16 protein-coding genes are annotated in these 15,815 nt (G+C 75.0%); 12 read left to right on the plus strand and 4 right to left on the minus strand.

Features of this window, described 5'->3' with window-relative positions; all coding sequences use genetic code 11:
- A partial coding sequence (locus AB6N24_RS19985) for a VanW family protein (RefSeq protein WP_412871125.1) occupies window positions 1–1,903 on the plus strand: 1,903 nt, incomplete at its 5' end.
- A gap of 125 nt (window positions 1,904–2,028) precedes the next feature.
- On the opposite strand, the gene AB6N24_RS19990 is transcribed toward AB6N24_RS19985, so the two are convergent.
- Window positions 2,029–2,271 carry a putative acetyltransferase gene (locus AB6N24_RS19990; protein WP_412871126.1) on the minus strand — a complete coding sequence of 81 codons (243 nt, stop codon included), beginning with the start codon at window positions 2,269–2,271 and terminating at the stop codon, window positions 2,029–2,031.
- Window positions 2,272–2,421: 150 nt separating this feature from the next.
- Between AB6N24_RS19990 and fdxA the strand changes: the two genes are divergently transcribed.
- The 3 genes from fdxA (at window position 2,422) to AB6N24_RS20005 (ending at window position 5,430) form a co-directional block, all read left to right on the plus strand.
- Entirely contained in the window at window positions 2,422–2,748 is a 327-nt protein-coding gene (gene fdxA, locus AB6N24_RS19995) for a ferredoxin (RefSeq protein ID WP_034633125.1), read from the plus strand.
- Window positions 2,749–2,759: 11 nt separating this feature from the next.
- Complete coding sequence (gene dapC / locus AB6N24_RS20000; RefSeq protein ID WP_412871127.1) at window positions 2,760–3,926, plus strand: succinyldiaminopimelate transaminase; 1,167 nt, start codon at window positions 2,760–2,762, stop codon at window positions 3,924–3,926.
- A gap of 205 nt (window positions 3,927–4,131) precedes the next feature.
- Entirely contained in the window at window positions 4,132–5,430 is a 1,299-nt protein-coding gene (locus tag AB6N24_RS20005) for a citrate synthase (protein ID WP_412871128.1), read from the plus strand.
- Window positions 5,431–5,626: 196 nt separating this feature from the next.
- On the opposite strand, the gene AB6N24_RS20010 is transcribed toward AB6N24_RS20005, so the two are convergent.
- Together AB6N24_RS20010 and dapD are read right to left on the minus strand one after the other, a co-directional pair.
- Window positions 5,627–6,526, minus strand: coding sequence for a hypothetical protein (locus AB6N24_RS20010; RefSeq protein WP_412871129.1), 900 nt, complete (start codon window positions 6,524–6,526; stop codon window positions 5,627–5,629).
- Window positions 6,527–6,531: 5 nt separating this feature from the next.
- Window positions 6,532–7,500: a 2,3,4,5-tetrahydropyridine-2,6-dicarboxylate N-succinyltransferase gene (gene dapD / locus AB6N24_RS20015; RefSeq protein ID WP_412871130.1), complete on the minus strand. Its 969-nt coding sequence runs from the start codon at window positions 7,498–7,500 to the stop codon at window positions 6,532–6,534.
- 96 nt (window positions 7,501–7,596) lie between these two features.
- On the opposite strand from dapD, the gene dapE reads away from it, so the two are divergent.
- From dapE to AB6N24_RS20045, 6 genes are all read left to right on the plus strand, one after another.
- The gene (gene dapE / locus AB6N24_RS20020) at window positions 7,597–8,718 is read left to right on the plus strand and encodes a succinyl-diaminopimelate desuccinylase (RefSeq protein WP_412871137.1); all 1,122 of its coding nucleotides are present in this window, start codon (window positions 7,597–7,599) and stop codon (window positions 8,716–8,718) included.
- Window positions 8,719–8,831: 113 nt separating this feature from the next.
- Window positions 8,832–9,659: an LOG family protein gene (locus AB6N24_RS20025; protein WP_412871131.1), complete on the plus strand. Its 828-nt coding sequence runs from the start codon at window positions 8,832–8,834 to the stop codon at window positions 9,657–9,659.
- Between the two features lie 95 nt (window positions 9,660–9,754).
- Entirely contained in the window at window positions 9,755–10,717 is a 963-nt protein-coding gene (gene folP, locus AB6N24_RS20030; RefSeq protein ID WP_412871132.1) for a dihydropteroate synthase, read from the plus strand.
- Window positions 10,714–12,081 carry a hypothetical protein gene (locus tag AB6N24_RS20035; RefSeq protein WP_412871133.1) on the plus strand — a complete coding sequence of 456 codons (1,368 nt, stop codon included), beginning with the start codon at window positions 10,714–10,716 and terminating at the stop codon, window positions 12,079–12,081. The genes folP and AB6N24_RS20035 overlap by 4 nt, the downstream gene beginning before the upstream one ends.
- A gap of 191 nt (window positions 12,082–12,272) precedes the next feature.
- On the plus strand, window positions 12,273–12,440 hold the full coding sequence (locus tag AB6N24_RS20040; RefSeq protein ID WP_258723968.1) for a DUF3117 domain-containing protein: 168 nt from the start codon (window positions 12,273–12,275) through the stop codon (window positions 12,438–12,440).
- 61 nt (window positions 12,441–12,501) lie between these two features.
- Window positions 12,502–14,064 (plus strand): leucyl aminopeptidase family protein, encoded by a 1,563-nt coding sequence (locus AB6N24_RS20045; protein WP_412871134.1) that lies wholly within the window; start codon window positions 12,502–12,504, stop codon window positions 14,062–14,064.
- A 33-nt stretch (window positions 14,065–14,097) separates the two neighbouring features.
- Here AB6N24_RS20045 and AB6N24_RS20050 read toward each other — a convergent pair whose 3' ends face one another.
- The gene (locus AB6N24_RS20050; RefSeq protein ID WP_412871138.1) at window positions 14,098–14,730 is read right to left on the minus strand and encodes an O-methyltransferase; all 633 of its coding nucleotides are present in this window, start codon (window positions 14,728–14,730) and stop codon (window positions 14,098–14,100) included.
- Window positions 14,731–15,001: 271 nt separating this feature from the next.
- On the opposite strand from AB6N24_RS20050, the gene sigE reads away from it, so the two are divergent.
- Window positions 15,002–15,604, plus strand: a complete 603-nt coding sequence (sigE, locus tag AB6N24_RS20055) for an RNA polymerase sigma factor SigE (protein ID WP_412871135.1) — start codon at window positions 15,002–15,004, stop codon at window positions 15,602–15,604.
- Window positions 15,601–15,815 (plus strand): zf-HC2 domain-containing protein (locus AB6N24_RS20060; RefSeq protein WP_412871136.1); only part of this gene is annotated, 215 nt, incomplete at its 3' end. The genes sigE and AB6N24_RS20060, both read left to right, overlap by 4 nt.

Here is a 15,815-nt window from a genome sequence, read left to right on the forward strand (position 1 = left end):
GTCCTCGACCCCCGCCGCCTCCTCCACGTCCGCCGCGCAGAACGCCGCCGCGGCGTCCTCCGCCCGCCCCGCAGCGTCCCCGCACGGCGACGGCCCGGCCACCGCGTCGCCGACCCGTGACGCAGCCGCCCCGCAGCCCCGCGACGAGGACCCCGAGCACCGCCCGTCGCCGATCGACGAGTTCGAGGACTACGAGCCGCGTCGGCGCTGGCCGAAGGTGCTCCTCGTCGTCGGCGTCGTCGTGCTCCTCCTCGGCGCGGCCTACGTCGGCGCGGCGTACGCGCTCGCGGACCGCGTGCCGCGCGGCGCGACCGTCGCGGGCGTGCAGATCGGCGGCATGCCGGCCGAGCAGGCCCGTGCCGAGCTCGAGCAGCAGCTCGGGGACACCGCCACGTCACCCGTCACGGTCACGGCCGGCGACGTCGTCGCGACCGTGGAGCCCGCGACCGCGGGCCTCGCGTTCGACGCGGCCGAGACGGTCGACCAGCTCACGGGCCTCGACCTCGACCCCCAGCGGCTGTGGCAGCACCTGTTCGGGGTCGACGAGCACGCTCCCGTCACGGACGTCGACGCGTCGGCGCTCGAGGCGGCGGTCGACGACCTCACCGGGACGCTGACGCTCGCGCCCGTGGACGGCGGCGTCGTCTTCGCGGACGGCGACGCGCACGCGACGGACGCGGCCGACGGCTGGGCGCTCGACGTGGACGACGCGACCGAGGTGCTGCGGACGCGCTGGCTCACGGACGAGCAGCCGCTCGAGCTGCGCACGACGCCCGTCGCGCCCGACATCACGCAGGAGGAGACCGAGGCGGCGCTGACGAACGTCGCGCAGCGCGTGGTCGCGGCGCCCGTGGTCGTCGAGGTCGGCGGCCAGCGCGTCGAGATCCCCGCGGACGTGGTCGCGGGTGCCGCCAGCATGGTGCCCGTCGCCTCGGACCTCGAGCTCCAGCTCGACGGTGCGAAGCTCTCCGAGGCGGTCCTCACCCGGACGACGAACCTGCTCACCGAGTCCGCGGACGCCCACTTCGAGTTCCAGGGCGGTGCGCCCGTCATCGTGCCGGGGAAGCCGGGGACAACGCTCGACCCGACGGCTCTCGCGCAGGCGGTCACGACCGCGGCGACCGGTGACCAGCGCACCGCGGCCGTCGAGCTGGTCGAGACGGACCCGGCCGAGTCGACCGCGAAGCTCGAGGCCCTGGGCATCAAGGAGATCGTGTCGGAGTTCTCGACACCCCTCACGAGCGAGCCGCGACGCACGGCGAACATCGCCAACGGCGCCCGGAACATCACCGGGACGCTCGTCGAGCCCGGCGAGACCTTCAGCCTCACGGAGGCGCTCGGCCCGATCACGGCCGCCAACGGGTTCCAGACCGCGGGGGTGATCGTCAACGGAGAGCACGTCGACGGGATGGGCGGCGGGCTGTCGCAGATCTCGACGACGACGTTCAACGCCGCCCACTTCGCGGGCTTCGAGGACGTCGAGCACCGGCCGCACTCCGAGTGGTTCGCGCGCTACCCGGAGGGTCGGGAGGCGACGATCTACACCGGGACGCTCGACATGCGGTGGAAGAACAACACCCCGTACGGCGCGCTGGTGCAGGGCTACGTCGAGGGCGGCCGGGTGCACGTGCGCATCTGGGGGACCAAGTACTGGACCGTCGAGTCGACGACGAGCGGGCGCTCCGGCGTGGTGAGCCCGACGACCACGTACTCGCAGTCCCCGACGTGCGAGCCCCAGTCGGCCGGCAATCCGGGCTTCACGGTGACCACGACGCGCAAGCTGTTCCTCGAGGGGCAGCTCAAGGACACCGAGTCGTTCACGTGGAAGTACAAGCCGCAGAACCGCGTGATCTGCGGCGCGGCACCGACGGCGCCCGCAGCGCCGACCGCACCCGCGGGCTGACTCACCCGCACGTGGGCGGTGGGTCGGCGTGCCGGCAGGTGGCCCGCGGGTCGGAGTGCCCGCAGGTGGGCGCGGCCCGCGGGCTCCCGGCCGGTGGGTCGACGCCGTCGGACGCCCGCGACGCCTCAGCGCGGCCGGCGCGGGGGCGCGGGCGGAACCACCTTGCCGAGCACGATCTCGGACCCGGGGACGTCGACCGGACCGCGGCGCGTCTCCACCTGCACGCCGTCGTCGTCGACCCGCGTGAGCTCGCCGAGGACGTCGGTGTACAGGTGGTCGTCCTCGGGGCCGAGCCGGCGCCGCACGACGACGCGGGTGCCGACGGCCCAGGCGCGCCACGCGACCCCGGGCTCCCCGGCGCCGCTCACGACACCTCACCCGGTGATGGACACCACGACACCGACCTGCGCACCTGGTGGATACTAGGTCCCGTACCCGTGCCACGGCCTGCGACCCCTACCCGGGGCAGGGCCGCCAGGCACCCCTGACCGCCCAGCCGGGCCCCGGGAGGACCGACCGTGACGTATGTGATCGCCCAGCCTTGCGTGGACGTCAAGGACAAGGCGTGCATCGAGGAGTGTCCCGTGGACTGCATCTACGAGGGCAAGCGGTCGCTGTACATCCACCCCGACGAGTGCGTCGACTGCGGTGCGTGCGAGCCCGTCTGCCCCGTGGAGGCCATCTACTACGAGGACGACGTCCCGGAGCAGTGGAGCGAGTACTACAAGGCCAACGTCGAGTTCTTCGACGACCTGGGCTCGCCGGGCGGTGCCGCGAAGATGGGGGAGATCCAGAAGGACCACCCGATCATCGCGACGCTCCCGCTCCAGGTGCACGAAGCCTGACCGCGCGCCCGATGGGCCTGCGCACCGGAGACCTGCCGGACTTCCCCTGGGACAGCCTCGTCCCGTTCGCCGAGAAGGCGCGCGCACACGCCGGGGGCATCGTCGACCTGTCCGTGGGGACGCCCGTCGACCCGACGCCCCCGGTCGTGCGCGACGCGCTGACGGCGGCGGCGGACTCGCCGGGCTACCCGACGACGCACGGCACGCGCGAGCTGCGCGAGGCCGTCGTGGCGTGGTTCGCGCGGCGTCGCGGCGTGCCCGGGCTCGACCCGGCCGGCGTGCTGCCGACGGTGGGCTCGAAGGAGCTCGTCGCCTGGCTGCCGTCGCTGCTCGGCCTCGGGGAGGGTGACGTCGTCGTGCACCCGGCGACGGCGTACCCCACGTACGACGTGGGTGCCCGGCTCGCGGGCGCGGTCCCGGTGCCCTCCGACGACCCGGTGCACCTGCTCGACCCGGCGACGCCCGGCGCGGACGACGTGCGGCTCGTGTGGCTCAACTCGCCCGGCAACCCGGACGGGAGCGTGCTCTCGGCCGAGGAGCTGCGGGCGGTCGTCGTGGCGGCGCGCGCCGCGGCCCGGCGGACCGGGCGCCCGGTCGTCGTGGCGTCGGACGAGTGCTACGCCGAGATGCCGTGGGAGGAGCCCTGGCTGTCCGGTGGCGTGCCGAGCGTGCTGGACCCACGGGTCAGCGGCGGGGACGTCACGGGTCTGCTCGCCGTGTACTCCCTGTCGAAGCAGTCGAACCTCGCGGGCTACCGCGCGGCGTTCGTCGCGGGGGACGTCGCCGTCGTGGCGGGGCTGCTGGAGACGCGCAAGCACGCGGGCATGATCGTGCCGGGGCCGGTCCAGGCCGCGATGGCGGCGGCCCTGCTCGACGACGCGCACGTCGACGATCAGCGCGAGCGGTACCGGCGGCGACGCGAGGTCCTCGCCCCGGCGCTCGCCGGAGCCGGCCTCGAGCTCGACGGGTCGCCCGCGGGTCTGTACCTGTGGGCGCGGCCGGTGGACCGCGCGCAGGGCTGCTGGGACGTCGTGGCCCGGCTGGCCGACCTCGGCGTCCTCGTCGCGCCCGGGGAGTTCTACGGCAGGGCGGCGGCCGGGCACGTGCGCATCGCGCTCACGGCACCGGACGACCGCGTCGCGGAGGCGGCCCGGCGGCTCGCCGCATCCGGCCCCTGACCTCGTCCGGGACAGCTGACCGCGGTCGGCGGCTGTGACCGTGGTCACACAGTGATACGTGCGGCGTCAAGGATTGGTCATCACGCCTCACCCGCAGGTACCGTCGGGGTGGCCAACGAGGGCCGTCCACCGGCCGGACAGGCCGCGAGCCGCGACACCAGGCACGCACACAGAGCACTGCCCATGAGTCGCAGGGAGGAACACCATGTCCGATGCCGGCATCGCCCCCGTCCAGCTGATCGCGGACGGAGTCACACGGGAGCTGCCCGTCGTCCCGGCCACCGAGGGCAACAACGGCATCGTGGTCTCGAGCCTGCTGCGCGACACCGGGATGGTCACGGTCGACCCGGGCTTCATGAACACCGCGTCCTGCGAGTCGCAGATCACCTACATCGACGGCGACGAGGGGATCCTGCGCTACCGCGGGTACCCGATCGACCAGCTCGCCGAGCACTCGACGTTCCTCGAGGTCGCGTACCTGCTCATCCACGGCGAGCTGCCGACGCGCGAGGAGCACGACGCGTTCGTCGAGCGGGTCAACCGCCACACCCTCGTGCACGAGGACTTCCGCACGTTCATGGGGACGTTCCCGCGCAACGGGCACCCGATGGCGGTCATGTCCTCGGCGATCAACGCGCTGTCGACGTTCTACCCGGAGTCCCTCGACCCGTTCGACCCGGAGACGGTCGAGCTGGCGACGGTCCTCATCCTCGCGAAGACGCGCACGATCACGTCGTACCTGCACCGCACGTCCCGCGGCGAGCCGCTGCTCTACCCGGACTACTCGCGCGGGTACGTCGAGGACTTCCTGCGCATGACGTTCGCGGTCCCGTACATGCAGTACGAGTCCGACCCGGTCGTCGTCAGCGCGCTCGAGAAGCTGCTCATCCTGCACGCCGACCACGAGCAGAACTGCTCGACGTCCACGGTCCGCATCGTCGGGTCGAGCCACGCGAACCTCTACGCCTCGGTCGCCGCGGGCATCAACGCGCTCTCCGGTCCGCTGCACGGCGGCGCCAACGAGGCCGTGCTCAAGATGCTCGACGAGATCAAGGCGAACGGCGGCGACGCGACCGACTTCATGCGCCGCGTGAAGGACAAGGAGGACGGCGTCCGCCTCATGGGCTTCGGGCACCGGGTCTACAAGAACTACGACCCGCGCGCGGCGATCGTGAAGCAGAGCGCCGACGCGGTGCTCTCGGCGCTCGGCAAGAACGACGAGCTGCTCGACATCGCGATGCGCCTCGAGGAGATCGCGCTCAACGACGAGTACTTCATCTCGCGCAAGCTCTACCCGAACGTCGACTTCTACACCGGGCTGATCTACAAGGCCATGGGCTTCTCGGACTCGATGTTCACGCCGCTGTTCGCGCTCGGCCGGATGCCCGGCTGGATCGCGCAGTGGCGCGAGATGATGAACGACCCGCAGACGAAGATCGGCCGCCCGCGGCAGATCTACACCGGGGCGACGGAGCGCGACTACCAGGACCTGTCGCAGCGCTGACCCTGCGCGTCGCACGGCCCACGGCCGTCGGGCCACGTCCTCGGACGCGGCCCGGCGGCCGTCGTGCTGCCCGGCACCAGGCGGACGGACGTCGTGGTGTCCGCACGAGCCCCGGCGGGCGTCGCGCGGACCGGCGCGCGGACCGGTGGCGGTGGCGTCCTGCCGCCCGTTCGCGAGACGTGGCCGTGCGGCGCGGTCAGGGCCCGGCGAGCGTCACGCGCACCTCGCCCGCGGGCAGCGCCGAGGCGTCGGCGACGGCCCACTCGCCCGAGGCGCGGTCCCACACCTGGTCGAGCGTGCGGACCCGCGTGACGGCCTCGGGCCGCGCGACGGCGACGGCCCACTGCGCGAGCGCCCAGCCGGCCCGCACGTCCTCCTCGGGCGTGCCCGTGCCGACCGGGCGCGCGTCGACGACGAGCTCGCCCGGGGCGTCCGCGGCCGAGGAGACGGTCAGCTCCCCGTGGTCGCGCGCGAGGTGCTGCGCGAACGTCTCCGGGGAGCCGGGGCCGTCCGGGTCGCGCAGGGTGCACGTGAGGGTCGCGGGCGACCAGCCGGCGAGGGCCGAGGCCCACGCGCGGGCGCGGCCCTCGTGCTGCGCGTACGCGTCGGGGTACCCCGAGCGCTGGACGGCCTGCGCGGCCTCGGTGATCGGGAGGGCCTCGTACCCGGGGACCTGGACGAGGCCGTCGTAGAACCGTCCGGTCGCGTGGACCGGGTCCATGATCTCCTCGGGCGTGCCCCAGCCCTGCGACGGCCGCTGCTGGAACAGCCCGAGGGAGTCGCGGTCGCCGTAGGTGATGTTGCTGAGCTTCGACTCCTGCAGCGCGGTCGCGATCGCGATCGTCGCCGCGCGTGCGGGGAGGCCGCGGTCCAGCCCGTGCGCGGTGAGCAGGGCGGCGTTGTCGGCCTGCTCGGGCGTGAGGTACCACGCGGTGCCGTCGAGGACCGCGGCGCACCGCTCGGCGACCACGGGCGGGCCGTCGCCCTGCCGGAGCAGCACCACGACACCCGTCACGGCGACACCGAGCGCGGCGACGCACGCCACGACGGCGCACCCCGCACGGGAGGCGCGCGAGCGCCGGGAGCGACGGGCCACGCGGGTCAGTTCGCGTGCAGCGCCGAGTTGAGCTCGACGCCCGCCCCGGTGCGCGCGACGGCCTCGACACCGCCGGTGAGCGAGTTGCGGCGGAACAGCACGCCCGAGGCGCCCGCGAGCTCCCGCGCCTTGACCGTGCGCGGGCCCTCGGCCGCGTCCTGCGTGCCCGCGTCGTCGAACCCGACGAGCGTGACCTTCGTGCCCGCGGTCACGTACAGCCCGGCCTCGACGACGCAGTCGTCCCCGAGCGGGATGCCGAGGCCCGAGTTCGCGCCGAGCAGCGTGCGGCGGCCCAGCGAGACGACCTGGCGGCCGCCGCCGGAGAGCGTCCCCATGATCGAGGCGCCGCCGCCGACGTCGCTGCCGTCCCCGACGACGACGCCCGCGGAGATGCGGCCCTCGACCATCGACGTGCCGAGCGTCCCGGCGTTGAAGTTGACGAAGCCCTCGTGCATCACGGTCGTGCCGGCGGCGAGGTGGGCGCCGAGGCGTACGCGGTCGGCGTCGGCCACCCGGACGCCCGAGGGGACGACGTAGTCGAGCATGCGCGGGAACTTGTCGACCGAGAGCACCGTCACAGGACGTCCGGTCGCTGCGCGCAGCCGCACGCGCGTGTCCTCGAAGCCGTCGACCGCGCACGGGCCCGCGTCGGTCCAGACGACGTTCGGCAGCACGCCGAAGACGCCGTCGAGGTTCTGGCCGTGGGGTGCGACGAGCCGGTGCGACAGCAGGTGCAGCCGCAGGTAGGCGTCCTCGGTGGTCGCGGGCGCGGCGTCCAGGTCGACCTGGGTGAGCACGACGCGCGTCGTCACCCCGCGGGCGTCGTCGCGGCGCTCGGCGGCGGTCAGCGCGGCCGGTGCCGCGGCTCCCTCGGGCGCGGTCCCGAGCGCGGGCGAGGGGTACCAGGTGTCGAGGGTCGTGCCGTCGTCGGTCACGGAGGCCAGCCCGAAGCCCCAGGCAGAGCGCGCAGTCATGGCGACAACCCTAGACGGCGCGTCGGTAGGGTCGGTGACGTGACCGACGCCCCGCAGACCGTGCCCGCCGTGCCCCAGCCCCCGACCGGCGAGCCCGTGACGGTGACGCCCGCCGACACCGCCGCCGTCGCCGCCGCTCCGCTGGACCTGCGGACCGACCTCACGGTCCTGACCCGCGCGGTGTGCGACATCCCCTCGGTGAGCGGTGACGAGACGGCGCTCGCGGACGCGATCGAGGCGACGCTGAGCGCGTTCGGGCACCTCGAGGTGCTGCGCGACGGCGACGCCGTGGTCGCCCGCACGCGGCTCGGCCGGCCCTCGCGGGTCGTCGTCGCCGGGCACATCGACACCGTGCCGATCGCGGACAACCTCCCGACGCGGCTCGTGGGCGAGGGCGCGCACGCCGAGCTGTGGGGCCGCGGGACGGTCGACATGAAGGGCGGCGTCGCCGTGCAGCTCGCGCTTGCGGCGGCGCTGACCGAGCCGACGCGCGACGTCACGTGGGTGTTCTACGACCACGAGGAGGTCGAGGCGTCGCTCAACGGGCTCGGCCGCATCGCGCGCGAGCACCCCGAGTGGCTCGAGGCCGACTTCGCGGTGCTGTGCGAGCCGACGGCGGGCGGGCTCGAGGGCGGCTGCAACGGGACGCTGCGCGCCGAGGTGACGCTCACGGGGGTCGCGGCGCACTCCGCGCGCGCGTGGGCCGGCGTCAACGCGATCCACGCCGCCGCCGAGGTCCTGCGCCGGCTGGCCGCGTACGAGCCCACGTCGGTCGACGTCGACGGGCTCGTCTACCGGGAGAGCCTCAACGCCGTCCTCGTGAGCGGCGGGACGGCGACGAACGTCATCCCGGACCGCTGCGTCGTCACCGTCAACTACCGGTTCGCGCCGTCGCACTCGGTCGACGAGGCGTTCGCGCACGTGCGCGAGCTGCTCGACGGCTACGACGTCGTGCTCACCGACGCGGCGGCGGGTGCGCGCCCCGGGCTCGACGACCCGACGGCGGCCGCGTTCGCCGACGCGGTGCTCGCGGTCACCGGCGGTGCCCCCGCCCCGAAGTACGGCTGGACCGACGTCGCACGGTTCTCCTCGCTCGGGATCCCCGCCGTGAACTTCGGGCCCGGCGACCCGATGCTCGCCCACAAGGACGACGAGCGGCTGCCCGTGTGGCAGCTCCGGTCCTGCTACGACGCGCTGCGGTCCTGGCTCACGGCCTGAGTGTCGCAGCGCCGTGAGCCGCCGGGGCGGCACGCGCTGGCCGGCGCGGACGGCGGGAGCGGACCGCCCCGTCGGCACGCGGAGCCCGCGGTGCGCCGCCTAGAGTCGGTGGCATGACGAGTGACGACGGCATCGCCCGCCCCGGCGACGGCTACCGCAAGGGTCCCGTGCTGCTGCGCGGCGACCAGGTCCCGTCCGAGACCTCGGACCAGCGCCTCCTGTCCCGCTCCGAGGGGGCCTCGTGGATCCACGGCGACCCGTGGCGGGTCATGCGCATCCAGAGCGAGTTCGTGGAGGGCTTCGGCGCGCTCGCGGAGGTCGGCCCCGCCGTCAGCGTGTTCGGCTCGGCGCGCACGGCCGTCGACCACCCCGACTACGCGCTCGGCGAGTCGGTCGGGCGCAAGCTCGTCGAGGCCGGCTACGCGGTCATCACCGGCGGCGGCCCCGGCATCATGGAGTCCGCGAACAAGGGTGCCAAGGAGGCCGGCGGGCTGTCGGTCGGGCTCGGCATCGAGCTGCCGTTCGAGCAGGGCATGAACCGCTACGTCGACCTCGGCGTGAACTTCCGGTACTTCTTCGCGCGGAAGACGATGTTCGTGAAGTACGCCGAGGGCTTCGTGGTCCTGCCCGGCGGCTTCGGCACGTTCGACGAGCTGTTCGAGGCGCTCACGCTCGTCCAGACGCACAAGGTCACCGAGTTCCCGATCATCCTGCTCGGCAGCGACTACTGGTCGGGGCTGCTCGACTGGCTGCGCGGCCCGGTCCTCGCGCGCGGGACGATCAGCGCCGTCGACCTCGAGCTCCTGCGCATCACGGACGACGCCGACGAGGCCGTGAAGATCGTCACCGACCACGGCGCCGCGCTGCGGGAGGCCGAGCGCGCGGCGGCGCAGGCGCTCGAGGCCGACCAGCGCGCCGCGGCGCAGAGCCCCGACCGGTGACCGCGCGGAGGTGCGAGCGCGGGCCCGGCGGTCCTCGACGGCGTGCCGCCCGCGGTCCGCTGCGCCCCGGACGCGGACGCTGACGTGGGCCGCGCATGAGCACCCCGACACCGGGGACGGTGCCGGCGGCGGGAGCCGACGTCGTGCTCCGTGGCCGGACGTTCGGGCCCGGGCGCCCGGTCGTCATGGCCGTCGTGAACCGCACGCCGGACTCCTTCTACGCCGCAGCGCGCCACGACGAGCGGTCGGCCGACGCCGCGGTGGCGCGCGCCGAGGAGGAGGGCGCCGACCTCGTCGACCTGGGCGGGGTGCGTGCCGGGCGAGGTCCGCGCGTCGACGTCGCCGAGGAGATCTCGCGCGTGCTGCCGCTCGTGGAGCGTGTGCGGGCACGCCACCCCGACCTGCTCGTCTCGGTCGACACGTGGCGCGCAGAGGTCGCCCGGGCCGCGGCGCTCGCGGGTGCCGACCTCGTGAACGACACGTGGGCCGGCCACGACCCGCGCCTCGTCGAGGTCGCCGCCGAGCACGGGCTCGGCGTCGTGTGCTCGCACACCGGGGGAGCGGCCCCACGCACCGACCCGCTCCGCGTGCAGTACCCGCTGCCGGACCCCCTGCCCGAGCCCCTGCCGGCGGGGATGGGGCCGGACGTCGACCCGCTCGACGGCGTCGTGCTCGACGTCGTGGCGACGCTGCGCCGCGCCGCCGAGCGCGCGGTCGGGCTGGGCATCCCGCCGGGGAGCGTGCTCGTGGACCCGACGCACGACTTCGGCAAGAACACGTGGCACTCGCTGCACCTCGTGCGGCGCACGCAGGCGCTCGTCGCGCTCGGGCACCCGGTGCTCGTGGCGCTGTCCCGCAAGGACTTCGTGGGCGAGACGCTCGACCTCGTCCCCGAGGAGCGGCTCGAGGGTACGCTCGCCGCGACGTCGGTCGCGGCGTGGCTCGGCGCCCGGGTGTTCCGGGTGCACGACGTGCGCGCGACCCGGCGGACCCTCGACATGGTCGCGGCGATCCGAGGCGACGCGCTGCCCGTGCGCGCCGTGAGAGGACTGGCATGAGCACCGAGCACCCGGCACCGGCGTCGGGCGAGCCGTCGGGCACGACGGCGTCCGGGTCGACGGCGGCCCCGCTCGCGGGGGTGCGGGTCGACGGGCCGGCGGCTGCGAGCACGACGGACGGGGTGGCCGCTCCCGGTCCGCGTCCGGCGCGGTCCCGGCGCCGCACCGACCCCCGGACGTGGCCCGGCTGGGCCCAGGCGCTCTCGCTGTACGCGCTCACGCGCGCGTTCTCGGCGGTCGTCCTCGTCGCCGTCGCGCAGCTCCAGGTCGAGAACTACTGGACGGGCGCCCGCCCGTCGTACCTGCAGTTCACGGGCCTGATGTGGGACGCGAGCTGGTACCGCGGCATCGCGGAGGACGGCTACCCGGCGGAGCTCCCGCGCGGCGAGGACGGGCTCGTCCAGCAGAACCCGTGGGCGTTCTTCCCGCTGTTCCCGATGCTCGTGCGCGTCGTGATGCTCGTGACCCGCGCGGACTGGTACGTCGTCGCGCCGCTCGTCGCGCTCGCGCTCGGCTGCGCGGCCGCGGTCGTCGTGCGCCGGCTCGTCGAGCGCGGTGCGCCGCGGGCGGTCGCGGCTCGCCCGGGCCTCCCGCTCGCGACGGTCGCGCTGCTCGGGCTGTTCCCGACCGCCGCGGTCCTGCAGGTCGCGTACACCGAGTCCCTCGCGCTGCTGCTCGTCGCGTCGGCGCTGCTGCTCGTCGTCGAGCGGCGCTACGCCTGGGCGTCGCTCGTGGTGCTCGCCCTCGGCTTCACGCGCGCGGTCGCGCTGCCCATGGCCGCGGTCGTCGTGGTGCACGCGCTCGTGCGCTGGTGGGGTGCCCGGCGCGGGACGGACCGCCTCGAGCGACGGGACGTCGCGGGGCTCGGGCTGCTCGCCGTGACGGCGGCCGTCTCGGGCGTCGCGTGGCCCCTGATCTGCGGCTGGATGACCGGGGAGCCCGACGGGTACCTCCAGACGCAGGGCGCCTGGCGCGGGGTCCGCGAGATCGCGCCGTTCGAGCCGTGGGGGTACGTGTCCCGGTTCTGGTTCGGCGACTGGGCGCCGTGGGTGCTCGTCGCGGGCTTCGCGCTCGTGATCGCGACGCTCGTGGTCCCCGCGGCGTGGCGGCTCGGCAACGAGCTGCACGCGTGGTCGGCCGCGTACCTGCTGTACATCGTCGCGGCGATCGAGCCGGGCAGCAGCCTCGCGCGCTTCCTGCTGCTCGCGTTCCCGCTCGGCGCGGTGACGGCGGGGCTCGTGACACGTCCCGTCGCGGCCCGGCGGGCGTGGTTCGCGTTCGTGGTCGTGCTCATGGGGACGCTCCACGTCGTGTGGGTCTACAACATGTGGCGGCTGACCCCGCCGACCGGCTGGCCCCCGTGAGCACCCCCGTGACGGCCGCCGGGGTGCCGTCGCAGGTCGCGCGGCCCCGAGTGCCCCGGACAGGTCGGACGTGTGACCTAGAATGGTCGATGGACATCCGGCCCCTGCGGCCGTGGTCGACGTGCCCGGCCCACGCCGCTGCCGTCGCCGCGGCCGGCGGTCGGGAGGAACGACGTGAAGGAGAGCCCCCCATGGCCGCGATGAAGCCGAGGACCGGTGACGGCCCGCTCGAGGTGACCAAGGAGGGTCGCGGCATCGTCATGCGCGTCCCGCTCGAGGGCGGTGGCCGGCTGGTCGTCGAGCTCAACGCCGTCGAGGCGCAGGAGCTGGGTGAGGCGCTGACCTCGGTCGTGTCCTGACGTCGTGACGCTGCGACCCGAGCCGCGTGGCGGTGCCTCCGTAGGGCGCACGCCGCCCCGCGTGACCCTCGTCGAGGGTTCCGTCGCCACGACGGACCTCCTGGGCGGCGAGGGCGTCGACGCCCTCGCCGTGCCCGTCGCGCCCGCGGCGCCGGGCGAGACGGACCTGCAGCCGCGCGCGGGGACCGCCGACGCGGCTGCGCGCTACGGCATCGACCTCGCGGAGCTCGCGGAACGGGCCGGGCTGACCGGTGCCGCGGGCGAGGCGCACACCGTGCACCTGCCGCGCCCGGTGGGTTCCACCCCGCTGCCCTGGTCCGGCCTCCCGTCGCGCCTGGTGCTGGTCGGGGTGGGCGCCGGCACGCCCACCGACCTGCGCCGTGCGGGCGCCGCGCTCGCACGGGCGACCCGCGGGCTCGGGCGGGTCGTGACGTCGGTCGCCGCGGAGCACACGCCGACCTCGGCGGCACGCGTCACGGCGCTCGTCGAGGGGTACCAGCTCGCGGCGTACCGCATGCCGACCGCCGCGGCGTCGACCCCGGAGTCGGAGCAGCGGCAGGCCGCCGCGCAGGAGCTCCTCGTCCTGGGCGGTGACGCCGGGCACGGCCCCGACGTCGCCGACGCCGTCCGGCACGCCGTGGTCGGGTCGACCGCGACGTGGCTCGTGCGCGACCTCGCGAACATCCCGTCGAGCACCAAGAACCCCGCCTGGGTCGCGGAGGAGGCCGGCCGTCTCGCGCGTGACGCCGGGCTCACCGTGCACGTGCGCGGGCCCGCCGAGCTCACGGCCGAGGGCTTCGGGGGCATCCTCGCGGTGGGGGCCGGCTCGGCCTCGCCTCCCCGGCTCGTGGTCGTCGAGCACGTCCCGGCCCCCGTGAGCGGGCGGACCCCCCAGCACGTCGTCGTCGTCGGCAAGGGCATCACGTACGACACGGGCGGCCTCTCGATCAAGCCGCGCGAGGCCATGGTCCCGATGAAGACCGACATGGCGGGCGCCGCCGTCGCGCTCGCCGTCGTGCTCGGCGCCGCCGCGTCCGGCCTGCCCCACCGCGTGACCGCGGTCCTGCCGCTCGCCGAGAACCACGTCGGCGCCGCGTCGTACCGCCCGGCCGACGTCCTGCGCCTCCACGGCGGCACCACCGTCGAGGTCGCCAACACCGACGCCGAGGGCCGCCTCGTCCTCGCCGACGCCCTGGCGTGGGCGGACGCCGAGCTCGCGCCCGACGTCCTCCTCGACGTCGCGACGCTGACCGGTGCCGCGAGCGTCGGCCTGGGGCGTCAGCACGCCGCGCTCTACGCCAACGACCCGGCGCTCGTCGCCGCGCTCGAGGCCGCCGCCGCGGAGTCGGGCGAACCGGTGTGGCACATGCCGCTGGTCGAGGACTACCGCCCCGCGCTGCGTTCCGACGTCGCCGACCTGCGGCACGTGCCGAGCGACGGCCGGATCGGCGGCGGGTCCATCACGGCCGCGCTGTTCCTGCGCGAGTTCGTGGGGAGCCGCCGGTGGGCGCACCTCGACATCGCCGGCACCGGGCGCTCGGCGTCGGACAAGCACGAGGTCACCGAGGGCGCGACGGGCTACGGCGCGCGTCTCCTCCTGCGGTACCTCGCGGCGCTGGACTGACCCGCCCGGCGCTGGTCCCGGTGGGTCGTGCGCTCAGCGCTTGACGGCCGTGAGCAGCCCGTCGCCCGTGGGCAGCAGCGCCGGCACGAGCCGGTCGTCCTCACGCACGACCCGCCCGACCTCGCGCACGATCGTCGTGACCTCGTCACGGCGTGCCGGGTCCGGGACCCGGTCGTGCCACAGGGCGTTGTCGACCGCGAGCACCCCGCCGCGCCGCAGGAGACGCAGCGCCTGCTCCACGTACCCGAGCAGGTTCTCCTTGTCGGCGTCGACGAAGACGAGGTCGTAGCCACCGTCGGTGAGGCGCGGGAGCACGTCGAGCGCGCGGCCCGAGATGGTGCGCGTGCGCGTCGAGCGCAGACCCTCCTCGGCGAACGCCTCCTTCGCGGCGCGCTGGTGCTCGACCTCGACGTCGATGGTCGTGAGCACGCCGTCCTCGGGCATGCCGCGCAGCAGGTAGAGCGAGCCGACGCCCGCACCGGTCCCGATCTCGACGACGGCGCGGGCCTGCGCGGCGGCGGCGAGCACGCTGAGCACGGCGCCCGACCCCGGGAGGACGGGGGTGCAGCCGAGCTGGCCCGCACGCTCGCGCGCGCGCAGCAGGGTCGCGTCCTCGGGCACGAAGCCCTCGCAGTAGACCCAGCTCTGGGCCTTGTCGTTCGAGATGGTCCGCCTCCTCGGCTCGTGGTGTCGTGGTGTCGTGCACGAGGGTCGCCCCGGGCCGCTCTCGGGCTGCGGGGGCCCTCCGTGCCGAGCCTAGTCCGGCGCCCCGACGGACCGCGGGACGCCGATCGCGACCCGGCGGAACGAAATCGCGCGGACGGGCGTTCGCACGGGTAGAGGACGCGCACCCGCGCGCGGGTGACCGCACCCGCGTGGTGAGCGCGGCCCGCCCGGTCCTGGGACACTGGGTCACCGGGACGACGAGAGGAACCGCATGACGACCACCACCCCCGACGAGCCGTGGGTGGCTCCGTCCTGGGAGGAGATCGTCCGCGTGCACTCCGCGCGCGTGTACCGCCTCGCGTACCGGCTCACGGGCAACCAGCACGACGCGGAGGACCTGACCCAGGAGGTCTTCGTCCGGGTGTTCCGCTCGCTCTCGAGCTTCACGCCGGGCACGTTCGAGGGCTGGCTGCACCGCATCACGACGAACCTGTTCCTGGACCAGGTGCGCCGCAAGCAGCGCATCCGGATGGACGCGATGGGCGACGACGCCGACCGCTTCCCCGCGGCCGTCGAGGGCCCGCACGCGCCCGAGCGTGCGTTCGAGCACGGCAACCTCGACTACGACGTGCAGCGCGCGCTCGACGACCTGCCGCCCGACTACCGCGCGGCCGTCGTGCTGTGCGACATCGAGGGGCTGTCGTACGAGGAGATCGCGGTGACGCTCGGCATCAAGATGGGCACCGTGCGCTCGCGCATCCACCGGGCCCGCGCGCGGCTGCGCGTCGCGCTGCAGGACCGCGCCCCGCTGACGCACGACGACGACGCGGTGGGTCCGACGCGCGAGCCGACCGAGCGGGTCGGGGCGCCGTGAGCCACCTGGGTTCGCGGATCAGCGCCCTGGCCGACGGGCAGCTCGCGCCGGCAGCGGCCGAGCGCGCGCTCGCGCACGTCGCGACCTGCCCGCAGTGCGCCGGCGAGCTCGCCGCCGCCCGTGCCGCACGCCGGGCGCTCGCCGCCGCGGACGACGTGACGCCGACCGCCGACCTGACCGCGCGCCTCCTCTCGCTCGCGCCGGCCACCCC

Source organism: Cellulomonas jepli, assembly GCF_047229345.1.
Taxonomy (GTDB): Bacteria; Actinomycetota; Actinomycetes; order Actinomycetales; family Cellulomonadaceae; genus Cellulomonas_A.